The sequence below is a fragment of the Sulfitobacter rhodophyticola genome, assembly GCF_041281685.2.
In the GTDB taxonomy this organism is placed as follows: Bacteria; Pseudomonadota; Alphaproteobacteria; order Rhodobacterales; family Rhodobacteraceae; genus Sulfitobacter.
This window is the reverse complement of sequence record NZ_CP166251.2, coordinates 2,378,216-2,402,760: the sequence shown is the minus strand read 5'-3', so window position 1 is coordinate 2,402,760 and position 24,545 is coordinate 2,378,216. Positions and strand designations below refer to the sequence as shown.

Annotated in this window: 15 protein-coding genes; 9 read left to right on the top strand and 6 right to left on the bottom strand. The window is 58.9% G+C overall.

The features are described from left to right. The first annotated feature begins 59 nt into the window (after positions 1-59). The 6 genes from AB4X18_RS12730 to AB4X18_RS12705 all read left to right on the top strand — a co-directional run bounded on the left by AB4X18_RS12730 (position 60) and on the right by AB4X18_RS12705 (position 7,842). The gene (locus AB4X18_RS12730; protein WP_370400441.1) at positions 60-926 is read left to right on the top strand and encodes an ABC transporter permease subunit; all 867 of its coding nucleotides are present in this window, start codon (positions 60-62) and stop codon (positions 924-926) included. Then, the gene (locus tag AB4X18_RS12725) at positions 926-1,951 is read left to right on the top strand and encodes a branched-chain amino acid ABC transporter permease (RefSeq protein WP_370400440.1); all 1,026 of its coding nucleotides are present in this window, start codon (positions 926-928) and stop codon (positions 1,949-1,951) included. The genes AB4X18_RS12730 and AB4X18_RS12725 overlap by 1 nt, the downstream gene beginning before the upstream one ends. Next, entirely contained in the window at positions 1,944-2,660 is a 717-nt protein-coding gene (locus tag AB4X18_RS12720; protein ID WP_370400439.1) for an ABC transporter ATP-binding protein, read from the top strand. The genes AB4X18_RS12725 and AB4X18_RS12720 overlap by 8 nt, the downstream gene beginning before the upstream one ends. Before the next feature lies 1 nt (position 2,661). Further along, a complete protein-coding gene (locus AB4X18_RS12715; RefSeq protein WP_432816661.1) occupies positions 2,662-5,040 on the top strand; it encodes an amidase in 2,379 nt (792 codons plus the stop codon). A 12-nt stretch (positions 5,041-5,052) separates the two neighbouring features. Continuing rightward, positions 5,053-6,813, top strand: coding sequence for an AMP-binding protein (locus tag AB4X18_RS12710; protein ID WP_370400437.1), 1,761 nt, complete (start codon positions 5,053-5,055; stop codon positions 6,811-6,813). Positions 6,814-6,936: 123 nt separating this feature from the next. Beyond that, positions 6,937-7,842, top strand: coding sequence for a haloalkane dehalogenase (locus tag AB4X18_RS12705; RefSeq protein ID WP_370400436.1), 906 nt, complete (start codon positions 6,937-6,939; stop codon positions 7,840-7,842). Between the two features lie 70 nt (positions 7,843-7,912). On the opposite strand, the gene AB4X18_RS12700 is transcribed toward AB4X18_RS12705, so the two are convergent. Beyond that, positions 7,913-12,310 (bottom strand): Ig-like domain-containing protein, encoded by a 4,398-nt coding sequence (locus tag AB4X18_RS12700; protein WP_370400435.1) that lies wholly within the window; start codon positions 12,308-12,310, stop codon positions 7,913-7,915. Between the two features lie 347 nt (positions 12,311-12,657). Here AB4X18_RS12700 and AB4X18_RS12695 point away from each other — a divergent pair, with 347 nt between their 5' ends. Beyond that, the gene (locus AB4X18_RS12695; RefSeq protein WP_432816660.1) at positions 12,658-14,946 is read left to right on the top strand and encodes a CHASE2 domain-containing protein; all 2,289 of its coding nucleotides are present in this window, start codon (positions 12,658-12,660) and stop codon (positions 14,944-14,946) included. Here AB4X18_RS12695 and AB4X18_RS12690 read toward each other — a convergent pair whose 3' ends face one another. The 5 genes from AB4X18_RS12690 to AB4X18_RS12670 form a co-directional block, all read right to left on the bottom strand. Beyond that, positions 14,947-16,269: an HlyD family type I secretion periplasmic adaptor subunit gene (locus AB4X18_RS12690; RefSeq protein ID WP_370400432.1), complete on the bottom strand. Its 1,323-nt coding sequence runs from the start codon at positions 16,267-16,269 to the stop codon at positions 14,947-14,949. A gap of 4 nt (positions 16,270-16,273) precedes the next feature. Next, positions 16,274-18,460 (bottom strand): type I secretion system permease/ATPase, encoded by a 2,187-nt coding sequence (locus AB4X18_RS12685; RefSeq protein WP_370400431.1) that lies wholly within the window; start codon positions 18,458-18,460, stop codon positions 16,274-16,276. Beyond that, a complete protein-coding gene (locus tag AB4X18_RS12680; protein WP_370400430.1) occupies positions 18,457-19,830 on the bottom strand; it encodes a TolC family protein in 1,374 nt (457 codons plus the stop codon). The genes AB4X18_RS12685 and AB4X18_RS12680 overlap by 4 nt, the downstream gene beginning before the upstream one ends. A gap of 275 nt (positions 19,831-20,105) precedes the next feature. After that, positions 20,106-21,368 (bottom strand): NADH:flavin oxidoreductase/NADH oxidase family protein, encoded by a 1,263-nt coding sequence (locus AB4X18_RS12675; protein ID WP_432816659.1) that lies wholly within the window; start codon positions 21,366-21,368, stop codon positions 20,106-20,108. Positions 21,369-21,384: 16 nt separating this feature from the next. Continuing rightward, positions 21,385-22,152 carry an aspartate/glutamate racemase family protein gene (locus AB4X18_RS12670; RefSeq protein ID WP_370400427.1) on the bottom strand — a complete coding sequence of 256 codons (768 nt, stop codon included), beginning with the start codon at positions 22,150-22,152 and terminating at the stop codon, positions 21,385-21,387. Between the two features lie 81 nt (positions 22,153-22,233). Between AB4X18_RS12670 and AB4X18_RS12665 the strand changes: the two genes are divergently transcribed. Further along, positions 22,234-23,580, top strand: coding sequence for an MmgE/PrpD family protein (locus AB4X18_RS12665; protein ID WP_370400426.1), 1,347 nt, complete (start codon positions 22,234-22,236; stop codon positions 23,578-23,580). 23 nt (positions 23,581-23,603) lie between these two features. Continuing rightward, complete coding sequence (locus tag AB4X18_RS12660; protein WP_370400425.1) at positions 23,604-24,542, top strand: N-carbamoyl-D-amino-acid hydrolase; 939 nt, start codon at positions 23,604-23,606, stop codon at positions 24,540-24,542. The last annotated feature ends 3 nt before the right edge of the window (positions 24,543-24,545 follow it).

Below are 24,545 nucleotides of genomic sequence, written 5' to 3'. Positions count from 1 at the left end.
CCCTCCCCGTCAGGGCGGCGCAGGTCGCCCTGGCACCTCTATCTTGGGCATTGGAAACCATGGACCTTACCTTCGTCATTATTGTTGAGATGTTCTATGCCATCGCCTCTCTGGTGCTGATCAGTGCCGGGCTGGCAGTGGTCTTTGGCATGATGAAGGTCATCAACCTGGCCCATGGCGAATTCATGATGATGGGGGGATACGCCACGATCACCGCCGTCGGCCTGGGCGTGAATGTCTTTGTCGCCATGCTGGTCATCGCACCCCTGATCGTCGGCCTGATCGGCCTTGTGGTGGAGCGGCTGGTGATCCGCCACCTTTACGGCAGGCTGGTCGACACCATGCTTGCCACCTGGGGGCTCAGCCTTGTCTTCATCGGGCTGGCCACGATGATCTTTGGCAACACGACCACCGGCATTTCGACCCCGATCCCCGGCTTTGCGGTGGGGGGATACCAGATTAACGGCTACAACTTCTTCATCATCGTGGTGTCGGTCCTGCTTGTCATCGCGATGTATGCGGTTTTGCGGGGCACCCGCGCGGGCCTGATCGCCCGCGGCACGATGCAACGCTCGGACATGGCCGCGGCACTGGGGTACAGCCCCGACCGCATATACATGGCAACTTTCTTTTGCGGCTCCGCGCTTTCAGGGTTGGCAGGCGCGGTGCTGGCGCCGCTGGTCGGATTGGTCCCGACTTCAGGCGGTGCCTATATCGCCAAAGCCTTTATCACCGTCATTGCAGGTGGCCCTTCGCTGATCGCGGGGCTGGTCAGTTCGGCAACGTCTTTCGGATTTGTCAGCCAGATCTTCACCTTCGCCATCTCCCCGGTGATAGGAGAGGTCGCGCTGCTGATTGCCGCCGTGATCCTGCTGCGGGCCATGCCGCAGGGCATCACCGGTCGCCTCTTCAAGGGGAAGCTGTGATGAAACGCAGCGCCGCACAAGACGTTGTCCTCACGCTGATCATTTCCGCGTTTCTGATCTGGCTGATGCCGCTGTTGATCAGCACCTATACGCTGACCGTTCTGGTGATCTACGGCATGCTGGGGCTGAGCCTGGGACTGATCTGGGGATTTGGCGGGATCCTGTGTTTCGGTCAGGCGGCTTTCTTTGGGCTGGGTGCCTATACCTATGCCATTGCTGCTATCAATATTGGCGAAAGCACTGTGCCGATGATCCTTGCTGTGCTGGTTCCCGCGGCCTTCGCCGCCCTGCTGGGCGCAATGATGTTCTATGGACGGCTGACGGACGTCTATCTCGGTGTGATCACGCTGGTTGTGACGTTGATCCTGTTCAAGTTCGTCAATTCGACTGCCGGTCCGCAGTACATGATCGGCAAGGCCCGCATCGGAGGGTTCAATGGCATTCCGGGGTTCCAGACGCTGAACGTCCCAGGCGATCCGGAGGCGTATATCTGGGGTGATCCCTACTTCTATTTCTGTGCTGTTGCACTGGTCTTGGTGTTCTTGCTGGTCACGGCGCTCTTGCGGTCGTCCTTTGGACGCATCGCCATCGGTATTCGCGAAAACGAAACCCGGATGAGCCTGATGGGCTACGACGTGGCTGCACGCAAAACCGTTCTATTCTCGGTCGGTGCGGCAATTGCGGGCCTTGCAGGTGCGCTTTTCGCCAATTGGGGAGAGATCGTTACCCCCACCCTTTTCTCGCTCGGCCAATCGGCCGAGATCATCATCTGGTGCATTGTCGGCGGTCTGGGCACGCGGCTGGGTCCGATCATCGGGGCGGCAGGACTGGCATATCTGAAGTTCCTGCTGGGCCAGCAAAGCATGATCGACAACACATTGATCACCGGGCTCATACTGGTGCTCTTTGTGCTGTTCTTACCCAAGGGATTGGTACCGGCGGTGGCCGGACTGTTGCGCGCAACTTTTGGCCGTGTGCGGCGCAGGGCCGTCCCCCGCCGGGTCCGCAGGTCGCGCCATGCCTGAGACCGTTCTGGAAACCCAGGGACTGACAATGCGCTTTGGCGGCGTGACCGCCAGCGATAATGTCAATTTCAAGCTGCGGCCCCGTGAATTGCGCTGTCTGATCGGCCCGAACGGAGCGGGCAAATCCACATTCTTCAAATGCGTTTCCGGTTTGTTGACCCCCACCGAAGGCCACGTCTTCATGCGCGGACAGGATGTGACGGGTTGGCAGCCGCACCAGATCGCCGCGCTGGGTGTCGGGATCAAGACCCAGACACCCAATGTCATGGATGCGCTGAGCGTGCATGAGAACATCTGGCTCGCCGCGCGGCGTTTCCATCCGATTGAAGAGGCCCGCGCAAGGGCAGACGCGATCATCGACCGCTTGGCGCTTGGCCCGATCGCGCGGACGGATCTGGGCCAACTTGCCCATGGTGAGCGGCAACGGGTGGAATTGGGCATCGTCGCGGTTGCAGACCCCTGGCTTGTGCTGCTCGATGAACCCGCCGCGGGCATGAGCGCGCAGGATGTCGAGCGCATGACAGAGATCATCCACGAACTTACCCGGAGTTCGGCGGTCGTCATCGTCGAACACGATATGCAATTCATCCGCTCCATCGCGGAAACGGTCACTGTCTTTCACCAGGGCGCGGTGCTGATGGAGGATCACGTGGATCATGTCATGTCAGACCCAACGGTCCGGGCCGTCTATCTGGGAAAGAAGGCCTGAGATGACGGAAGAGCAAGATATCCTGCTGTCAACCAAGGGGTTGTCCGGCGGCTATGGCCGGGTTCCGATCCTGCATGGCATTGATCTGGACGTGGCAGAGAATGAAGTGTTCGGTGTGTTGGGCCACAACGGCATGGGCAAGACCACGCTTTTGAAAACGCTGATGGGGTTCTTGCCTGCATCCTCGGGTCAGATCCGCTTCGACCAGACAGACATCACGCGTCTTCCCCCGAATGCGCGTGCGCAAATGGGTTTGGGATATGTACCGCAAGGGCGCGGCATTTTCCCGCAACTCAGCGTCCGCGACAACCTGCGTTTTGCTTGGCAGGATCACGGTGCCGGGTCTGAAACAGAGGTGATGGACGCCGTTCTTGGCGATTTTCCCCGCCTCGCGCGCCTGCTGGACCGTGAGGGTGGCGCGCTGTCCGGCGGGGAGCAGCAACTGCTGTCACTGGCCCGCTGCCTGATGGGTGATCCGCACTTTCTGTTGCTGGATGAACCCACCGAAGGGATCCAACCGTCGATCATTGAGGAGATGTCGGAAACCCTGCTGAAGTTGCGCGAAAAGCGCGGCCTGTCGATCCTGCTGGTGGAGCAGAATTTCGATTTCATTGCGGATTTGTCCGACCGTGTGCTGGTGCTGGAACGCGGTCGGATCAATGGCACGCTATCGCGGGCAGAGCTGTCGGATACCTCCAAGGTTGACCAGTTCCTGGGCTTCGGTGCCGCGCGCGGGACACGGCAAACGACGGCGCCCGCGCAGCCTCAAATGGCAAATCGGAAACGCGGGGCACCCGCTCCACAAACCAAAGGAAAGCCGTCCGCGCCCGATCTTCGTCCCCAACCTCATGTCTCAACGGTGAATGCCATGACCATCAAACGCCCTACTCTTGCTCAGATGCGCGGCATGGCCGATCGCTTCGGGATGAGCCTGTCAGACGAAGACTTGATCGAATACACCGAAATCATCGAACCCTACATGCAGGCCTATGACCGGCTGGACGCGATGCCCGACAACCTACCGGAGGTTCGTTACCCCCGCAGCCCCGGGCATTTCCCAACGGCGAGCGAGAACCCTCTGAACGCGTGGTACGTCAAGACAGAAGTGCGCGGGGCGCCGGATGGGAAACTGCGTGGCAAGCGGATCGCGCTCAAGGATACGATCTGTCTGGCGGGGGTGCCGATGATGAACGGCTCTTCGATCATGGAGGGATACACGCCCGAGATTGACGCGACAATCGTGACCCGGATGCTGGACGCCGGGGCCGTCATCGCTGGCAAGGCGCATTGCGAGAACTTCTGCCTTTCTGGCGGGTCGCACACCAATGCCAAGGGTCCGATCCACAACCCGTACAAGCGCGGCTACATGGCCGGAGGCTCCTCCGCGGGGTCAGCTGCACTGGTGGCGGCGGGTGAAGTGGACATGGCGATTGCCGGGGACCAGGGCGGCTCCATCCGCATTCCTGCTTCGAACTGTGGCTGCTACGGGATGAAACCAACGCACGGTTTGGTCCCCTACACCGGTGCGATGCCGATCGAACAAACCATTGATCACCTGGGGCCTGTCACCAACACGGTTGCTGACAATGCGTTGCTGCTTGAGGTGCTGGCAGGCGAAGACGGGCTTGACCCGCGCCAGTACAAGCCAACAGTCTATAGCTATACCGAAGCGCTGGGCCGGGGCGCGCAGGGCATGCGCATCGGTGTGCTTCAGGAAGGGTTCGGCCATCCCAATTCCGAATCTGACGTGGAGGCCAAGGTCCTGCAGGCCGTCGAACGCTTCCGCGAACTGGGCGCACGGGTAGAGGACGTTTCGGTCCCCGAACACCACACCGCGATGGATGCCTGGACCGCCATCACCCTTGAGGGGCTGCAGGACGGGATGATGTGGGGCAATTCCACCGGCACCAACTATCGCGGGCTCTTTCTGCCCTCAATGACGGATCACATGGCGCAATGGAAGGGACGCGCAGACGAGTTGAGCCATTCGCTCAAGGCCTGCATGTTCGTCGGTGAACACTTTCAACGCCAGTATCGCGGCCGGTTCTATGGCAAGGCGCAGAACATCATGCGACGCTGCAATGAACGCTACCACGCCGCGCTCAAGCAATTCGATCTGCTGCTGATGCCGACACTCCCGATCAAGCCGCAGGAACACCCGCCTGCTGATTGTTCGCTCAGCCTTTATGTCCAGCGCGCGTTTGAGATGGTGCCCAACACCGCCCCCTTCAACGGTGGCCTGCCGGCCATGAGCCTGCCCTGCGGGTTCAGCGAAGGCTTACCCATTGGCCTGATGCTGGTCGGCCCGAACTATGGAGAGATGAAGATCTATCAGGCGGCTCATGCCTTTGAACAATCAGGTGATTGGCGGGATATGTAAGGAGAGATCAAGATGACGATCCTGAATGAGAGCATTGCGAACCGTATCCAGAATTTCGGCATGGACCCGTCGGGATCGGTGCAGGTCAACCTCGCCCCCCGCGATGGGAAGTCATATGTTCAGGGTCCCAAACATCCCGAACTGGCCTATGCCACCATTCCGCAACTGCTGCGTGACGCCGTTTCCCGCTATGGTCCGCGCGATGCGCTGATTTTCCCACATACGCGGATGAGCTACTACGATCTTGACCGCGCGGTGGATGCCCTGGCGTCCGGTCTGTTGGCGCTGGGGCTGGGGAAAGGGGACCGTCTGGGCATTTGGTCTCCCAATCGGGTGGAGTGGGTGCTGACCCAGTTCGCAACAGCGCGCATCGGTGTGATCCTGGTCAATATCAACCCCGCCTACCGCCTGTCGGAACTTGAATATGCGTTGAACAAGGTGGGCTGCACCGCGCTTGTACTGGCGCAGTCTTTCAAATCGTCTGAATACCTGAAGATGATCAGCGCCCTTGCGCCCGAACTTGGCAAGTCTGCGCGGGGCAAGTTGCGTGCAGCGAAACTGCCCCACTTGCGCCATGTTATCGTGATGGATGAGACCGCCGACGCGGACGGGCTCTGGACTTTCGATCAGGTCTGCGGCCTTGGGGGGCCTGCTCAGCAGTTGCGGCTGTCTCAAATCGATCAAACACTGCAGCCCGATGACGATATCAACATCCAGTTTACCTCCGGCACAACGGGCCAGCCCAAGGGCGCGACGCTGTCGCATTACAACATCGTCAACAACGCGCGTTTCGTCACCGACCGGATCAAGCTGACCGAAAACGACCGCCTGGCCATTCCTGTCCCCCTGTATCACTGCTTCGGCATGGTGTTGGGCGTTTTGGGCGCTGTCAGCAAAGGGGCCGCCATGGTTTTCCCGGGTCAGGCTTTTGACGCGGCCCAGACCCTTGATGCGCTGGACCGGGAGCGTTGCACGGCGCTTTACGGGGTGCCGACGATGTTTGTCGCCATGTTGCAGGAATTGGCCGCCAAGCGACGGGACTTATCACGCATGCGTACCGGCGTGATGGCTGGTGCGCCCTGCCCGATCGAAGTGATGAGACGCGTCAACGATGAGATGCACATGGGTGAAGTGACCATCTGCTATGGCATGACCGAAACAGCGCCGGTTTCCTTCCAGAGTTTTGTTGACGACCCGACAACCCAACGGTGCGAGACCGTCGGTCGCATACACCCGCATCTGGAAGTGAAGATCGTCGATGACAGGGGCCAGATCGTTCCGGTCAACACCCAGGGAGAGCTTTGCACGCGCGGGTACTCGGTCATGAAAGGGTACTGGGATGAACCCGAACGCACATCGGAAGCCATTCAGAATGGCTGGATGCACTCAGGTGATCTTGCGATGCTGGACGAGGAAGGGTTTTGCACAATCACCGGAAGGGTAAAGGACATGATCATCCGTGGCGGGGAGAATATATACCCGCGCGAGATCGAAGAGTTCCTGTTCAGCCATCCCAATGTGGCCGAGGTGCAAGTATTTGGCATACCTGACGAACGTCTGGGCGAAGAGGTCTGCGCATGGATCGTTCCAGTGAAAGCGGACGCGCTTAATCCCGAGGACCTGCGCGCCTTTTGCGACGGCCAAATCGCGCACTTCAAGATACCACGACATTTTCGGATCGTGTCGGCCCTGCCCATGACCATTACCGGGAAGCCACAGAAGTTTGTGATGCGCGATCAGATGATCGCGCTTTTGGAAGCGGAACGGGCCTGAGTTCGCGTCACGAAGCCCGCACTTGGGTCTCGTCACAGGCGTCGATGCGGGGCATAGTCGGGCTGTATCATTGGCCACATCGGCTGCCCCACTGTGCATCACCTCAGGAAAGGGTCAGATTTCATGGAATTCCTGCGCACCCCGGACGACCGTTTCGAAGTCCTGCCTGACTTCGACTTTGCGCCCAACTACCTCAATGTTGACGATGGTGAAGGCGGATCATTGCGGCTGCATTATCTTGATGAAGGGCCAAGCGCCGCCGACCCCGTACTTGTCATGCATGGAGAGCCGACTTGGTGCTACCTGTATCGGCATATGATCCCGATCTTCACAGATGCCGGTCACCGCGTCGTTGCCCCTGATCTGATTGGGTTTGGCCGGTCGGACAAACCGATGGCGCGGGAGGATTATACCTATCAGCGTCATGTTGACTGGATGTCCGATTGGCTGACACAGCTTGACCTGCGGGGGATCACGCTGGTCTGTCAGGATTGGGGCGGGTTGATCGGCCTGCGCCTTGTGGCGGAGATGCCGGAACGGTTCGCGCGGTTGGTCATTGCCAACACGGCGCTGCCCACAGGGGATCAGCCCATGGGCGCGGCCTTCAAAGCGTGGCGCGAATACGCTGAGACCACACCGGTATTCAATGCGGGGCGCATTGTCTTTGGCGGTACGGTATCGGAACTGACCGATGCCGAAGTTGCCGCGTACAACGCGCCCTTCCCGGACGACCGGTATCAAGCAGGCGCACGTCAATTTCCGGCCCTTGTGCCGGACCGTCCTGACGACCCGGCTGCCGCTCCCAATCGCAAGGCATGGGAGGTTTTGAAATCACGGTCGCTTCCGGCACTCACGGTATTTGGCGCGGAAGACAAGGTCATGGCCGGTATCGATCAGGTATTTCAGAAGGCGCTTCCAGGTGCAAAAGGACAACCACACAAAGTGCTGCCCGGCGCGGGCCATTTCTTGCAAGAGGACGTGGGCAAGGCGCTGGCCGATGCGGCGCTGGCCTTCATGGACAACACCTGAAAGGCGGTTCATTTCGCACCAACCGGTCAAACATTTCACAGGATGGTAAACGCGCGGATACGGCCTGCTGTCAGGAAACCGTGACCGCCACTTCAGCCTCCGCATCAATGGCCAATGTGGCCAAAAGTGTGCCGCTGCCGAAATACTGATAGATGTCCAATTCGTTGCCATTGTCATCGGTTACCGTCACACCCTCTGCGCGTTCATATTCGGTTGTCGCCGTGTTTTCGAGCGTGACGGTGTCCCCGCCATCCGCGTAGATCGATACGTTCGCGGCTGCCGAAACACCCAAGAGGTCGGCGATCTCCTGATTGCCAGGACCAGAGAGATCGAACACGTCACTCAATGTGACAAGGTTCAGGCTGTTGGCCTGTGCGTTATCGATATCAATCGCCTCGATCCCGCTGAGATCCAGCAAGGGCAGCACAGCCCCATCTACGCTGATCTCAAGCACGTCGCGCCCGGCGCCACCGTCAATGCGCTCTCCGGTCTGCGTGGGCGCATCGGCAAGCAGGATGGTATCATCACCATCGCCCGCAATGACAGTATCCTGACCAAGCCCTCCGTCGAGCGTGTCATCGCCACCGTAACCGAGGATGAGGTCATTGCCCTGCACGCCAGAGATCTGATCCGCCTGTTCGCTTCCGAACAGAAGGTCGCTTTCTGCCATGCCGACCAAAGTCTGGGCGGTTACAGCGACACCCAGCACCTCGGTGGAAAAGAGCTCGATTTCAGCGGTTGTTTCGTCCCCATCCAGATCAAAGCGGGCTGTGGCGCTGAAGCGGTTGTTTTCGCCCAGAAGCTGATAGATATCGGCAATCTCTGCCAGTGCAACTTCGTACTCCAGCGCCTCGCTTGCAAAAGCTGCGCTGGTCTCATCGGCGATAACCTGAGCCGCACCGCCATCGACCTCTAGCGTCAGTTCAAAATCAACAAGCTTCGGATTGAACACGGGCGATGTCTGCAACGCCGTCGACAGCAAGCTGGGTTCGGCAAGGAATGTCGGCGTCTTTCCGGCCAACTCCGTCAATTCCGGCGGCGGATTCTCGGTGTCGTAATCCGGACCGACGCCAAAAGCCTCGATCAGCACGGAATAACCATCTCCGCCGTCGGTCCTCAGATCTTCAGATAATGCACGCCACCCAAGTTCTGGAGGAAGGTCAGCAGGCTCTGTTGGCTGTCCGTCGGTGATAAAGAACAGATAGTTTGTATTGGAACCGGCGCCGCTGTTCTGGCTGTCGAAAAAGTCCTGCGCTTCCGCGAGAGCGCGATCCCAGCGGGTGCTGCCGTTATCGTAGCTGTCCAGCAAGGTTGACCTTGCCAGATCGAAGTCCTGCAATTCCGCTATCGGATAGGCGATGGTGTTCGTTGCATAAGAGACGATCTGCACGATCACGTTGGTCGACGCACCTTCAAAGGTGGTCGCAAGATTGCTCAAAGCCTCCAGCACTGCATCGACTTGCGCTTCCCAACCGGGGACGCCGATGCTTCCGGACCTGTCCATTGCGATGGCCAGGTTGATTGTATTCGCGTCCGCTTCGCCGGTGGTGATTGCAACGCTGCCTGCAGCCGCCGTTTCTGTCGCCGTCGTGTTGATTTCAAGTGTGGCGGAACGACCGTCTCCGATCGAACCTGCCTCCGCCTCAACCTCGACTTCGACGCGGGCCGTTGAAAGACCCCCGTCCGCATCCGTGACAGTATAGTCAAACCGATCTACGCCTTGAAAGCCGTCTTCCGGCGTATATTCAAAGCTGCCGTCGGTGTTGATAATCACCGCACCATGGGCGGGGCCGTTCGATCCAAGCGCAAAGACAAGATCACTTGATGGGGTCTCCGCATCTGTCGCGGTCAACTGACCCAGAACTGCAGTGCTTGGCGTGGTTTCAACAATCGTGTTGGCACGCACTATGGGCGACTGGTTCGTCCCTTCGACCTCAATGGTGACGATCTGCGAAACTTCCGCGCCCTGCCCGTCGCTGACAAATACTTCGAATGTTTCCGTCGCGATCTCACCGACTGACAACGTCTCTGCGCTTGAGTTGAGGGTATAGGACCAACTCCCGCTCTCGGAAATTTCGAAGGAACCATAGGTGCCCTCTTCGCCACCACGCCATGTCAGGATCGCACCAAAATCCGGGTCGGCTGCGGACAGTTGACCGGTTGCGAACACAATGTCGGTGCCTTCGGTCACAAAACCTGCTATATCTTCTGCGGCATGGATCAGTCGGGGCGCGTCGTTGCTGCCAATGATCGTGACAGTGACTTCCTGAGGCGTGCCATCCTCCGTGAGGACGACAAAGCTGTCCGTCAGAGGAACACTGTCGGACGCCAGAGCGTCAACCGCGGTATTGGCATTGGCCAACGTGAAACTCCAGACGCCTGCCGCAGTGATGCCAAAGGTCCCATACCCATTCACGGTCGGGGCGCCGGGGGACACAGGTTGAAAGGTGTCTGGATTATCCACATCGCTGCTGGTCAGCGTCCCGAAGATGACGCTCGTGGACGCATCCTCTGTAATGGCACCAGAAATCTCTCCAGCGACGATAGCACCATCATTCGTACCGATGATCGTAATGGTGACTTCCTGACTGTCGGTGCTTCCGTCAGCATCCGTGACCGTTGCCACAAACCGATCAAATGCGGTTTCACCGGCAACCAACGGGTCCGCATTCTGTGTGATAAGTGTATAGGACCAGACCCCGTCCGCGCCGATTTCAAATGTCCCGAATGTCCCCGTGGCAGACCCGCTCCATGTCAGGGTGTCGCCGATATCGGCATCCTGAGCCACAAGGCGCCCACCGACGGTTGCGGCATCTTCTTCACTCAATTCTCCAACAAAGACGCTTTGCGCCTCGATCACGGTGGGCGCGTCATTGCTTGGATCGACAAGGACAGTGACCCGCGCAATCGCGCTGGCGCCGCCCGGGTCGGTGACGCGCACGCTGAACTCATCAACGCCACTGAAATCTGCATCTGGCCGATAATTGTACGTGCCATCGGCCAGCAGAACGACGCCACCATTCGCGGCAGGTTCCTCCAGACTGTAGGAGAGCACATCACCATCCACATCTGTCGCGATGACCGTACCTGTGAGCGACCCGTCTTCGGCCACCGACGTCTCGGTATCATCGAATTCCGGCGCATCATTCACAGGTTCAAGCTGAACGATAACGGTGCCGCTGCTGTCGATGGCCGTTCCACCCGTCACCTGATAGGTAAAGCGATCGTTCCCATTGAAGTTTTGTGAAGGCGTATATTCGAATTGCCCATCCGGGGTCAAAGTTGCGGTGCCATTGGTCGGCCCATCCAGAATGGCGAATTCCAGTGCCGTACCTTCCACTTCTTCAAACGTGATCACACCGGAAATCCCACCCTCCGCAGGATCTTCCAAACCCGTGATGATCGTGTCGGGAGGCAGGAATTCCTGCTCCAGTTTCAGGCGGCCTTCATCAAAAGGCGCATCCTCTCCTTCCTGGTCATCGTTGTCGGGCGCGTCTTCGGGATCAATCCCGCCCGGTTCATCGACCGAATCCAGTTCCAAGCCATTGCCCGGCCCGGTCCCCGGCGTTCCGACCCCTCGATCCGAACGCGTTTCTCCAAAGGAGACAAAAGTCTCACCTGCGTCGACACGCGCAAGCGCAATGCGATAGGCACCAACGGCCTCGGCAACCAGCAGGCTGTCGTCCGCATCATCCTGCAGCGACCGCGACACTTCAAACGCATCCCCCGCAGCCGTCAGTATCCACTTGTTCGTGGTACCTGTGATGTTTGCGACGATGTTGCCATCAATGTCCCGGACAATGATCTCACCAAGACCTCCGTCCGGGTCGCGGGTCAGGCTGACCTCAGTGGTAAGCACCCCGTTGACCGCCTGAATGTCTGCGATCACTGTTGTGCCTCGGATACCCATGGTTGCGGAAGGTGTGCTGACATCCATGCCGCCGGTCTTGGCAACCTGCCCGGCAATGAAGACAAAGCCACCCTGAACAAGGTTGAAGCTGGCGGAGTTTTCAGTGCTTTCGGGATCGTAGACAAGGCTGTCAATGACCATGCGGGAATTCGCCGACAGGGAGAAGATTGTCCCATCGGCAAAAGTCACGGAAACCGTGGAATCCGCCCCGGTTTGCACCACGTCATTCGCAAAAATCTTCTTGCCGATCTCCAGCACCTCGACCGTGCCGTCGCTTCGCTGAACGGAGCTATCGCCCTCTAGGGTTTCGACTTGGCCAATTGCCTGCGTCGCACCTGGTCCGCCGATTTGCGCGTATTGCCCCGGGGCCAACGGGCCAGCCAGACGGCTCACGACATCACCGCTTAACATCGCGCCATTTGGCGCGTAGATGTCCGCAGCAACATCCCCGCTAAAATAGTCCGGGATGCGGATCGCGCCGATCCCTTCATTATTCAAATGCAGGTCATTTCCGACACGTTTGAACTGGGCCTGGAACAGCAGCTCTGCCTCAGGCACGACAATGCGCCCGTCAAATCCGGGCGCTAGTGTGCTGGGGGGAATTCCAGTATCGATTTGGACGTCTGAGAACAATGACACAGCAAAAATTCCTAAAAGCGTAACTATACATCAATCTGGCATTTCTGCGGCGCTCTAATTAGAAAGCTATTCAAATTAATGCCAATTGACCCATGAACTTCCCTTTATGATTGAATGAGATCGGATACCTGTCCGTAATCGGTGAAAGACCCGGTGATCTTCTGCAAAGTATGCGACACTGCGAATCAGTATTGAATTAGATATTAGGAACGGGCGCCTTACGCTCCATCGGGGCGCTCATACGGCTTATTGGCATTAAGGACGACATGGGGAATTGGTTTTCCAGATGGCTCGGATGGGTCCGGATCGCTGCCATCTTCGGACTGCTTTGCGGCCTCGTTATCAGGGTTGCTGATCCCACACCGGTCGCAGGATTACGCAATGCGGCGTTCGACTTTTACCACCAATCCAAACCGCGCGAAATCACGCCATCGCCCGTCGCCATACTCGACGTTGATGACAGAAGCCTGGAAGAGATCGGACAATGGCCCTGGCCGCGCACGCGCATTGCGGAAATGGTGGAAAAGGCGACAAAGGCGGGCGCAGTGGCAATTGCATTCGATATCGTGTTTTCAAATCCCGACCGCCTTTCCGCCGAGCAGATTGTCGCGGATAATCCTGACATCCCGACCGAGCTTGGTAAAAAGCTACTTGATCTTCCCAGCAATGACGATGTGCTGGCAAATGCCTTCAAGTCGTCGCGGGTCATAGTAGGACAAACGAGCGTACGAAGTGCCGCGGGTAACCGCGCGGAGAAACACGATATGATCCACGTGCCACATGCGTTCATCGGTCCTGATCCGATGCCCTTCCTGCTCAAATTTCCCGATATCGTCCAAAATCTGCCGCAACTGGAAGAAGCAGCCGCAGGGCATGGTATCTTTTCGGCCCGCCCCGATCCCGATGGGGTGTATCGGCGCGTGCCCATCGTGCTGAGCGTTCAAGGCGAAGTCCGGCTGGGTCTTGCCACAGAGCTTTTGCGCGTCGCCACTGGCGGTGAACCCTTTGCCGTGCGCACGAACGAGGCTGGCATCGAAGGCGTTGTCGTCGCGCGGCAGCTTGTTGAAACTGCACACGACGGAACGCTCTGGCCCTATCTGAGCCGTTCGTCACCAGACCGTTACGTGTCGGCGGCTGACCTACTTGCAGACCGGATGCCGCCCGGACGTCTCGCCAATCATCTGGTGCTTGTTGGCACCTCGGCCATTGGTTTGGAGGACTTTCGCGCCACACCACTGGGTGTCTCCATGGCGGGTGTGGAGATACACGCGCAGGTTCTGGAAAACATATTGTCCCAATCGGCGCTGAACCGTCCGAACTACACGATTGCGGTCGAACTGGTCATCACGTTCCTGCTGTGCATGCTGGTGATCATGTTCGCGCCAAGCATCGGTGCAAGCTTGCTTATTTCCGGCACGATGGTGCTGCTGATGGGGTACACCGCCGCGTCGTACTACCTCTTTTACAACAGCCGCGTCCTGCTGGATCCCAGCTTTCCTGTCATCGCAACGACGTCATCCGTGATCCTCATGGCCACTGTGAATTACCTGCGGGAAGAACGGCGCCGTCGCGAAATCCGCAATGCCTTCGGGCGCTACGTCTCGCCTGACCTGGTGGCGCAGCTGGGCAGCAACAAGGGGGGGCTGACACTGGGTGGCGAAACCCGCACGCTCACGCTGCTGTTCAGTGATGTGCGGGGCTTCACGGCGATTGCCGAGGACTTCAAGGATGATCCGAAAGGGCTGACCACGCTGATGAATCAGTTCCTGACGATCCTGTCCAATGGCATCCTGGATTACGGCGGGACCATCGACAAATTCATGGGCGATGCGGTGATGGCGTTCTGGAATGCGCCGCTGGACAACAAGGATCACGCCCACGCGGCATGTCACGCAGCACTTCGCATGATTTCGGATGTCGACAAATTCAACAAGCGCAGGACCGCCGAGGCGCGTCTGGCCCGCATGAGAGCCGCCCGGGCCGAAGCTGGCAAGGAAAAGCAACGCAGGAAAAAGACGGAGCACAGCGAAAGAAAAGTGCATACCATCAACGTCGGCATTGGGATCAATACAGGCAAATGCGTTGTGGGCAACATGGGCACCAGTACCCGATTTGACTACACCGCACTTGGCGATCCCGTAAACGTCGCGTCACGGCTTGAAGGGCAATCACGCTATTACGGGGCCAGCATCATCCTTGGCGAGAACACCGCGAACGAAGCGATGAATGACTTCGCCCTGCTGGAACTGGACACAATCCGGGTGGTCGGCAAGGAGCTGCCCGAGAACATCTTCGCACTTGTCGGTGACAGCACATTGCGCGCAGATCCGATGTTTCAGGAGGCATTTGAATTGAACAAGGCGATGCATGCCGCATATCGCGCGCAGGATTGGGACGCTGTTTCGGCGGCGCTTCCAAAGATCGAGGATCTGTTTGAGAAACTCAAGCTCGGTCTGAACTATTATGCGGCTCTTTATCGGGGGCGCGTAGCGGAGATGCGCGCGGAACCCCCACCGCCTGACTGGAATGGTGTCTTCGCATCCACCAAGAAATAGCTAGCGTTCGCGCAAAGCCTCCGATTGCGCGCGCAGGATGGGTTTCGCAAGATACGACAATACAGTTTTTTGCCCGGTCTGGATATCAACAGACGCAATCATGCCCGGCGTGATCGGCAGCGGATTGCCACTGCTTCCCAAATACGCCCTGTCGGTGCGGATCACGACGCGGAAGAACTCAGACCCATCGGCGCGTTGCAGCGTATCTGCGCCGATCCGCACCACTTTCCCCTCCATCGCGCCGTAGACAAGGTAATCATAGGCCGTGATCTTGACCGACGCGGGTTCACCAAGCCGTACAAACGCAATATCTCGCGGCCCCAGATCCGCTTCGATCAGCAGGCTGTCATCAATCGGAACGATATCGACCAGCGCCGCGCCCGGTTGCACCACAGCACCAAGAGAAGTCGTATGGATGGTGTTCACCGTACCACGGACCGGTGCACGGAGTTGTGCCCGCTTTACACGGTCATTGGCGGCGCGCAGTGTTTCCTGAATAACCGCCAGTTCCGACTGCAGCTTTGCCAATCGCTGCCGCGCTGCCAGCACATAGGCGGAACGCGCCGCCTTGATCTGGCTATCGACTTCTCCGATCGCGGCCTTGATCCTTGGTTCGGCGGCAAGGCTGACGGATATATCACCCGACAGTTCGGCAAAGCGGGATTGCAGCCGCAGCAATTCGATCCTTGGAACAACACCGCGATCCACCATACCTTCGGTCAGGGTGATCTCTTCGCGCAAAGGGGCAAGCACCGCCGTCGTCTTGTCGCGCTGCGCGCGGGCTTCCTCAAGCGCGCTGCGTTGCTGGACACGTTGGGCTTCAAGCACGTCCAGTTCACGGACCAATTGCTCCCTTCGCGACAGGAAAACCTCTTGCTCCACGGCTGTGGCACGGGGGTTTTGGGCAACCAGTTCTGCCGAAAAGGCAAGGTCAGGTGCAAATTCTGCCTCTGCCTTCAGCCGTGTGATCTCTGCGGCAATGGCGGATGACTGCTCGCGCAGTTCGCCCTGTTGAGAGGCGAACCGCGTGTCGTCGATCTGCATCAGCACTTCGCCTGCATCCACAATGTCGCCTTCGCGCACCATGACGCCGCGCACGATGCCCCCTTCAAGGCTTTGCACGACCTGAACCTGTTGCGAGGGGATGACGCGACCTGTCGCTCGTGCGGATTCCTCGATCCGATAGGTCGCGGCCCAAGCGACAAAGGCACCGATGCCCAGCGCGATCACCACCAGCAAGATCCAGGAACTGCGATCCCGCAGTGCTGCAGGCGCGGCAGAGATGCTGTTGGCGAATTCATCCTCTACGCGGTTTCCAAACATGAGCCTACTCCGCCGCTTTGGCTGCACTTGCCGTGCGCAACTTGTTCAGAACTTCACTGCGCGGCCCATCCAGCACAATACGCCCCTGCTCCATCACCATCAGACGCGTCGCCAGAGCCGCCAATGTCTGACGGTGCGTGCATATGATCAGACCGGTTCCTTGCTGATTGAGCGCACGCAGACGGGCGATCACGGCGGCTTCCATCTGCTGGTCCATGGCATTTGTCGGCTCATCCAGAAACAGCACCTTTGGCGCGCGCAGCAACAATCGGGCAAGGGCGACACCCTGCCGCTGGCCCCCGGAAAGCCTGTCGCCCTGCTCCCCCAGAAACATGTCCAGACCTTCGGGACTTTGCGCCAGAAACCCATCCATCGCCGCGCCATAAAGCGCTTTTGTCAACGCCTCGTCGTCTGCTGTTGGATCACCGATCATCAGGTTTTCACGCAGGGTTCCGGTAAACAAATCAGGGTTTTGCGGCAGGTAGCCGACCCCCCGTCGCAAGTCGGCAGGCTCGTAATGGGATTGGGCAACTCCATCAATCAGAACCGAACCGCTGTCAGGTTCCAGCAGACCGGAAAGAACCTGACCGGCCGTGGTCTTGCCAGACCCGACCTTTCCCAAAAGGGCAACACATTCGCCGGGCGCACATTCGAAGTTGAGATTGTTCAGGGCGGGCTGCGGGGCGTCGGGATAGGTCAGACATACATCCTGCACAGAAATAGCGCCTTCGGTGACATTGCGCGTCCGCTGGATCGCATCACCCTGTTCGACCGGCAGGGCCATGAAACGATTAAGCGCCGCCATCGATTTGAACGCATATTGCGCCCGGAAAATTGTCTGCGCGATGGTGCCCAATGGGGCCAGCACGCGTCCTGCAAGAATGTTCGCCGCAATCAACCCGCCGATTGTAATCTCTCCACGCGAGACAAGGAAAACACCCCAAACGATGATGCCGACGCTGACGGCCTGCTGCACCAGCATGGTCCCGTTGGTGGCAATGCCAGACCAGAATTTCGTGCGGCCATTGACGTGCGACGACGCCGTCACGGCCGCTTCCCATTCCTTTTGCATGAAGGGTTCGGCATTCAGGGTTTTGATCGTCTCGATGTTGGAAAGGGATTCGACAAGCACCACGTGGCGTTTCGTGGCCATCTGCTGCGCCCGTGCTGCGGAGCGGCCCAGCGGGATCTGCGCGATAAGCGCAACGATCAGCACGACCGGCACCGCGGCAAGTGGCACAAATGCAATCGGACCGACGATTGCAAAAAGGGCGGCCACGAAGATGCCGATGAAAAGCAGGTCTATGATGGACACGAAAGTGGCAGAGGCAAAGAATTCCCGCACGATTTCGAAATCACGGATCGTGCTGGCGATCCCCGCCGCACCCCCGGGGCGCGATAACATCCGCACATTCATTGCCTGTTCGAAAAGCCGCGCCGCCACTTTGAGGTCCACCCGCCGCCCGATGTTTTCAAGAATGTTGGATCGGACGGTGCGCAACACGAGATCCAAAGCGAGGGCAATGCCGACACCGATCGCCAGCGTCCACAAGGTGACGAATGCGAGGTTTGGAATGACCTTGTCATAGACGTTCATCACGAAAAGCGGCAGCGCCAACGTCAACAGGTTCATCAACAGCGCCGCCAGCAGTATCTGCACCCAATTGCCCCAGTTGGCGCGCACAGGTGACCAGAACCAATGGCCTTTGCCGGGGGCTGTATGAGATGCATCAGGCGACAGCATCCGGCTGGCACGATCGTCAGCTTGGGTGACAAGCAGGGCTTCGGGCCGGACTTCCCGCTTGAGTTCTTTTATCGCCATGATGCGCGTCCCGCCCGGCGCATCCGGATCGGCCACACTGACGTTTCCCCTTCGCCGCGCGACGGATGTCAGAACAAGCGGGCTGCGCCCTTCGCGCAGCAGGATGTAGGGCAAGGCAATCGGATCGATCTTATGCGGCGCGCGATTGACCAGTTGAGACTTGAGCCCGATTGCCGCCAGCGCGCGGGACATCATCAAGGGATCAGTCAGATCAGCACCCGCTGGCAGGCGCGAAGCTACCGCGGCAGGGGAGTAGGGCCTGTTGAAGTACTGGGCGAACCACGCAACAACCGCGTATCCCGGCGCGTCATTTCCCGAAGCATTCGGGACCGACACAGCCGTCTCGGCGGTGTCGCTCCGGTTGGTCATTTCAACGGCTCTATGTTTACGTTGAAGACCTGCGTTGGCCTGTTCCTTGCGCGGGCCTGAAAGTTCGGTTCAATCGTAATATCACTGCTTTTCACGCCAAAGTGGCGCGCCAGCACGCTACCGGCCGCCAATACGCGGTAGGTTCCGAAGGCAAGACCGGCGTCGGAACTCACCTTCTGGAATTCCACGTTGAAACGCGCCCGTTCAACTTCCAGCAAGTCCAGCAGGGTCCGCTTGGCCGCCGCGAATTCATCCCCATAGACCTCAACGATCAGGCCATTGATCCGCAACTGCTGCCGCAACATCGCGTTCCGCTCAGCGGTGGATCGGTAGTTGTTCCAGGACAACGCGGCCAGTTCCACTACCTCGCGCACTGCAACTGCGCGTTCGGAAAGGGCTTTTTGGGTCCGCTGCGCATTGGCATTGTGCTGCGCCTTGCGCCCACCCTGATACAACGTCCATCGCAGGCCGACGCCCACATATTCATCCGTGCGGGTGCCGCGCAGACCGTTGCGATTGATGTCACGGGTGACCCCGGCATTGAGGGTCAGCTTGGGGCGGGCGTCCGACAAGTCCACCTCTGCCTGGAACTGGCTTTGGTCGATCTGTGCCTGCGCATATTTAACGCGGTAGCTGTTCTGGATGGATTGCTGGGTCAGTTCATCCAGTGATCGGGGGACAGACGCCCGTTGAAGGTGCATCTTGGCGGCTGGTGCCCGACCGATGACCCGCTTATACCGTGCGTTTGCGTCGCGAAGACCCCGTTGAACGTCTGCCAGCGCAAGTTCTGCAAAGCTGATACGGTCTTCGATGGTCAGCGCATCGCTGTTGGGCAACCGGCCGCTGCCGACCAGATCACGGACCTGACGCGCAATGCGGCGGTGCGACGCGATGTTGCGCTTGGCCACCTGTATCAGCGCGCGATGACGCACAACATCGATATAGGCTTCGGCCGCGTTCAGGGCCATTGTCTCCGATGCATCAAGAAGCCGGAAGATATTGCCATCGACACGGGCCGCGTTCGCATAAACCAGATTGGACCGCCGATAGCCGTCAAAAATCACAACACTCGCGTTGATGCCGATTTGTGCACGGTCTTCGATGTTATTGTTGTCCGCAGGTGACAGAAAGGCGGGATCATCGACCCGCTGCCACCCGGCCTCACCAAAGATCTCAACCTTGGGCAGATACTCTGACCGAAGCTCCATCAGTTCGAATGCACTTGTCCGCATCTCCGCCTCGGTCGCCTTCAAAGCGGGGTTCGATGTCAGCGCGAACTGTACTGCTTGCTTGATCGTTTCAGCGCTCGCAATCGGTACGTAGATGAAGCTGAACACAAAAAGCAGCAGGATTTCAGCGAGTCGTTTCAAAGCGTTGTTCCTTGCGCAAAAATCTCAAGGTAAAAAATATCTATCGGCAAAGGTTAGCCGTAATCGTCCTGTTATGCAAAATTCTTTCTGATGATGGGCGACGAAAAGGCAGGTATCGTCATCCAGTACAAGTACCCTGAGGCGTGCTCTCGATACTGGTCTCCATCAGACGCCAAGGGGACACGTCCCAAAACCATGCGCGACCCCCGCTCATTTATCTGTGTGCTGCGAAGCGAGGGGTTTGCCGAAACACTGCAATGCGACAGCGCTCCCCTTCAAGCCCGCCTCTTGCGAAATGCCGCCTTGCCCAGCGCAAGGCCACTCTGCATGACCGATTGCCAGGCTGACATCTTCGGATCCGGGTTCCGACCGTTTCCCATCCGGCGTATCTGGCTTTCGTAATAGGAAATCGCGATCATGAACATCTTGTCGAGGGCCTTGATGCCGGTGCTGGGTCGCCCGACATCGCAGTGGTAATCAGGATCAGCCGCTGCGTGCTTGGGCAATTCGGGATCCAGCGTCAGCGCCCGTGCGATACCAATGAAATCCGTGGCACCGGATGCCAGGGCGGCCTCCATCCCGGCCACGGACCGAAAGCCGCCCGTAACAGCAAGGGCAACCTCCGAGCGACGCCGGGCCTCCTCGGCGAAATCGAGGAAATATGCTTCGCGATCAGTTGTCTGTCGGGCGCCGGTCATCGCGGGGCTTTCATAATTACCGCCCGAAATCTCGATCAGATCAATGCCCGCGTCGGTGAGCGCGGCAATCAGGTCGTACGCGTCATCCCCTTCGAAACCACCCTTCTGGAAATCTGCGCTGTTCATCTTGATCGCAACAGGGAAATCCGGTCCCACTGCGCGCCGGATGGCGTGGTACACCTCAATCGCAAATCTGCGACGGTTTTCCGCGTTGCCGCCCCATTCATCCGTCCGTCGGTTGTGATGCGGCGACAGGAACTGGCTGACCAGATAGCCGTGTGCCCCGTGGATTTGCACACCGTCGAAACCTGCCCGTTGTGCAAGTTCGGCAGATCTCGCGAAGCGCTGGATCAGATCTGAAATCTCGCTCTCCTCCAGCGCCTTGGGTGCGGCAAAAGCGGCCTCCAATCCTTGCCCCAGCGGCACGGCGCTTGGCGCAACAGGTTGCGGTGTCAGGAACTTCGGGCTCTGCTTGCCAGGATGGTTGAGTTGCATCCAGAACTGCGTTTCCGGGTTTGCTTGATGCACGGCATCTGCCCATGCAGCAAACCGGTCGAGGTGCGTATCATCTTCCAGCACGACATTGCCCGGCTCTCCCAAGGCGGTTGGATCAATCATGACATTGCCGGAAACCAGAATGCCGGTCCCGCCGGCCGCCCAACGCCTGTAGACTTTCAGGTGGCGTTCGTTTGGAAGATGCTCTCCCTGAACGGCCATGACCTCGCTCATGGCGGATTTGAAGATGCGGTTAGGCGCGCTGACATTGCCACCCTTGTCAAAGCCATTGAACAGAATTGGCGCGTGATCCGGGACGTGATCCTTTGGGGCCTTATCTTTCATCTCATCTCCCTCGCTTTCACGTCGCATCATGCGCTTCGGCGGCATCCAGCATCGCATGGATCACATCGCGGCGCGGCGCCAAGGTCGCCGGATAAGCCGCGCGGCTGTGCGTCAGACCCAGACCAAGCACGGTTTCGGCCAGCTTGTAGGTCAGCGGGCCGGGATTGACGACAGGCACAGGCAGGCGCGCATCAAGATAGGCATGCGCCTGATGCATCGTGGTGGAGCCCAGCAGGATGACATCGGCACCGTCCTCTTCGATACATCGGCGCGCAACAGCTTCGAGTGCGGGAAAAACACCGCTTTCCTTGCCCGCCATCAGCGCCTGATTGTCGGGTGTGGCATCGATCCAGCGAACGGAGGCGCAGTGGCGCTCAACCCCCAGTTCGGTCAGCGTCTTGCGGTAAAGGTGCTGCCAGTGCGGCCACATGGCGATGATGGAAAATCGATGGCCCAACATCATCGCCATCAGGATTGACGCCCGTCCCGGCCCAATGACCGGGATCGACAATTCGGAGCGTAACCCAGCCATGCCGCTGTCTGACATTGTGTCGATACAAACCGCGTCGAAACCGCGCTTCTCAGCCTCCAATCCTGCTTCCAATGCGCCGAATTCCGCAAGCGCCATGTCAGACGCGCTGACATAGTTCTTTGGCGCAACCCGGACAGATTCGAAGACGAATTCGATGTCTGGCCCCAATTCGACTGCGTCAAGCTGCGCGCGACGCTGGTCGCGGTTTTCCTCGCTCATGGGGAAAGGCACGATCACCAGAACCCGTTTCATGAAACCCCCTTAGCGCTTGCAGCCCCGACCGTCGTGAGCCTAGTCTGATAGGCAATCAGGAAATCCAACGCAGGGCAAGGTATGAGTGGTCTGGGACAGGTGGCGGCCTTTGCCGCACAAACGCGCACTGCCGATGTTCCACAGACCGTTCAGGCGCGCAGCGCTTTGATCCTTGCCGATTGCATCGGTGCGATTGTGGGCGGTGCTGCGGAGCCGGACGTTGCCGCATTGGCGGAGCGGCAACAGGGTGCCGGTCCGGCACTGCTGATCGGAACACGTGAAACGCGCACGTCCGGCACTGCGGCGCTGCTGAACGGCACCGCCGGTACGACGTTGGAAATGGACGAAGGAAACCAATTCTGCAAAGGGCATCCGGGGATGCACACGGCTCCCGCGGCCCTTGCCGCCGCGGCAGCGCTTGAGCGGGTCAGCGGTGCTGATCTTCTTGCCGCTATCGCACTTGGCTATGACGTGGGTGCGCGGGTCGGCATCGCAACACAGTTGCGCCCTTCGATGCATCCGCATGGAACATGGGGCGCAATCTGTGCTGCCACAGCAGTGGCCCGGCTGCAGGGAGCAGACGTTGAACAAATGCGCCACGCCATCAGCCTGTCAGCCAGCCTTGGCCTGTCCACCTCAAGACGCACGATGCTGGATGGCGGCACGGTGCGGAATGTCTTTGCCGGCGTCTCCGGCCAGATGGGGATCCTCGCAGGTGACCTGATCGCATCGGGATTTACCGGGGACAAGGACGGCGTGTCGCAGGTTTTCGGTTATGTCGTGTCAGACAGCTTCGATGACGCCGCCTTCACGGCTCAGCTTGGTGACAGGTGGGAAGTTAGCCGCAACTATTTCAAGATGCACTCCTGCTGCCGCTACAATCACGCAGCACTCGACGCACTGGCAAAGCTGCAAGAAAGATCGCAGGTGCTGGACTACCGTGATGTCGAAAAAGTAACGGTCGAAACCTACGTCCTGGCGGTTGAGCTGGACGATCCCGCACCAAAGAATGTGCTGGCAGGCAAGTTCTCCGTCCCGTTCGCGGTGGCAACGGTTCTGGTGAATGGGTCATCCGGTGTGGACAGCTTCACGATGCCGAATGTCGTCAATCCGGAAATCCTTGATCTCGCGGCGCGGGTGGAGGTGGTCGAAAACGCTGAGATGACAGCACTTTTACCGAACAAGCGCCCCGCACGGGTCACCGTGACCCTGAAATCCGGGGAAACACTAAGCGCTGAAACCGAAACCAACCGGGGCGACTGGTCCGCGCCCTACCAGCCGGAAGAAATCAGGGCCAAGTACCTGTCGCTGACCACGCGGCTTTGGCAGGAGGATGCAGCGGTCCGGATCTGGGACATGGTGATGGATCTGGAATCTGCGCCGTCCCTCGACCCGCTTTTTGCCGAAATGGCACATGCGCCACGCTGACATCCGAAGGAGGGAAACACACCATGCGTGAAATCGTTATCGGCGCGGCCCAGATGGGCGCAATTCAGCGCGCCGATCCCCGCGAAGCCGTCGTCGACCGAATGATAACGCTTCTGGATCAGGCCAAGTCTGCTGGCTGCACGCTGGTGGTTTTTCCTGAACTGTGCCTGACGACGTTTTTCCCAAGGTGGTATATCGAGGATCAGGCCGAGGTGGACAGTTGGTTCGAGACAGAGATGCCGAACCCAGCCACGCAGCCTGTTTTCGACCGTGCGCGCGCGCATGGCATCGCCATTTCCTTCGGATACGCGGAGAAGACGCCGCAGGGGCGGCACTTCAACACTCAGCTTCTGACGGACGCGCGCGCCGATATCGTTGGAACATATCGCAAGGTGCATCTGCCCGGACATTCCGAATTCGACCCCGAACGCAGCTTTCAACATCTCGAAAAGCGCTATTTCGAACCGGGTGATCTTGGCTTTCCGGTATTCAGGAACATGGACGCATGGATGGGCATGCTGATCTGCAACGACCGCCGCTGGCCTGAAGCCTACCGCGAACTTGGTCTGCAAGGGGCAGAGCTGATCATGCTTGGCTACAACACCCCAATCGGCAACTCGCAAAACCCCGACGAGAGCCCGTCCATGCGTGCGTTTCATTCCGAACTGTCCTGTCAGGCAGGTGCCTACCAGAATGCAGCGTGGGTGGTGGCGGTCGCGAAGGCGGGCGACGAAGACGGGCATCCCTTGTGCGCAGGAAGTATCATCGTGGCACCGGACGGCACCATCGCGGCCAAGGCGCAAACGGACGGTGATGAACTGCTGGTTCATGCCTGTGACATGGACGCGACCGAATTCGGCAAGTCGACGATCTTTGACTTCAAGCGGCACCGCCGGATCGAACACTACGGACGTATTACCGGCCAGACGGGTGTCATCTACCCTGATGGAACAAAGGGATGACCC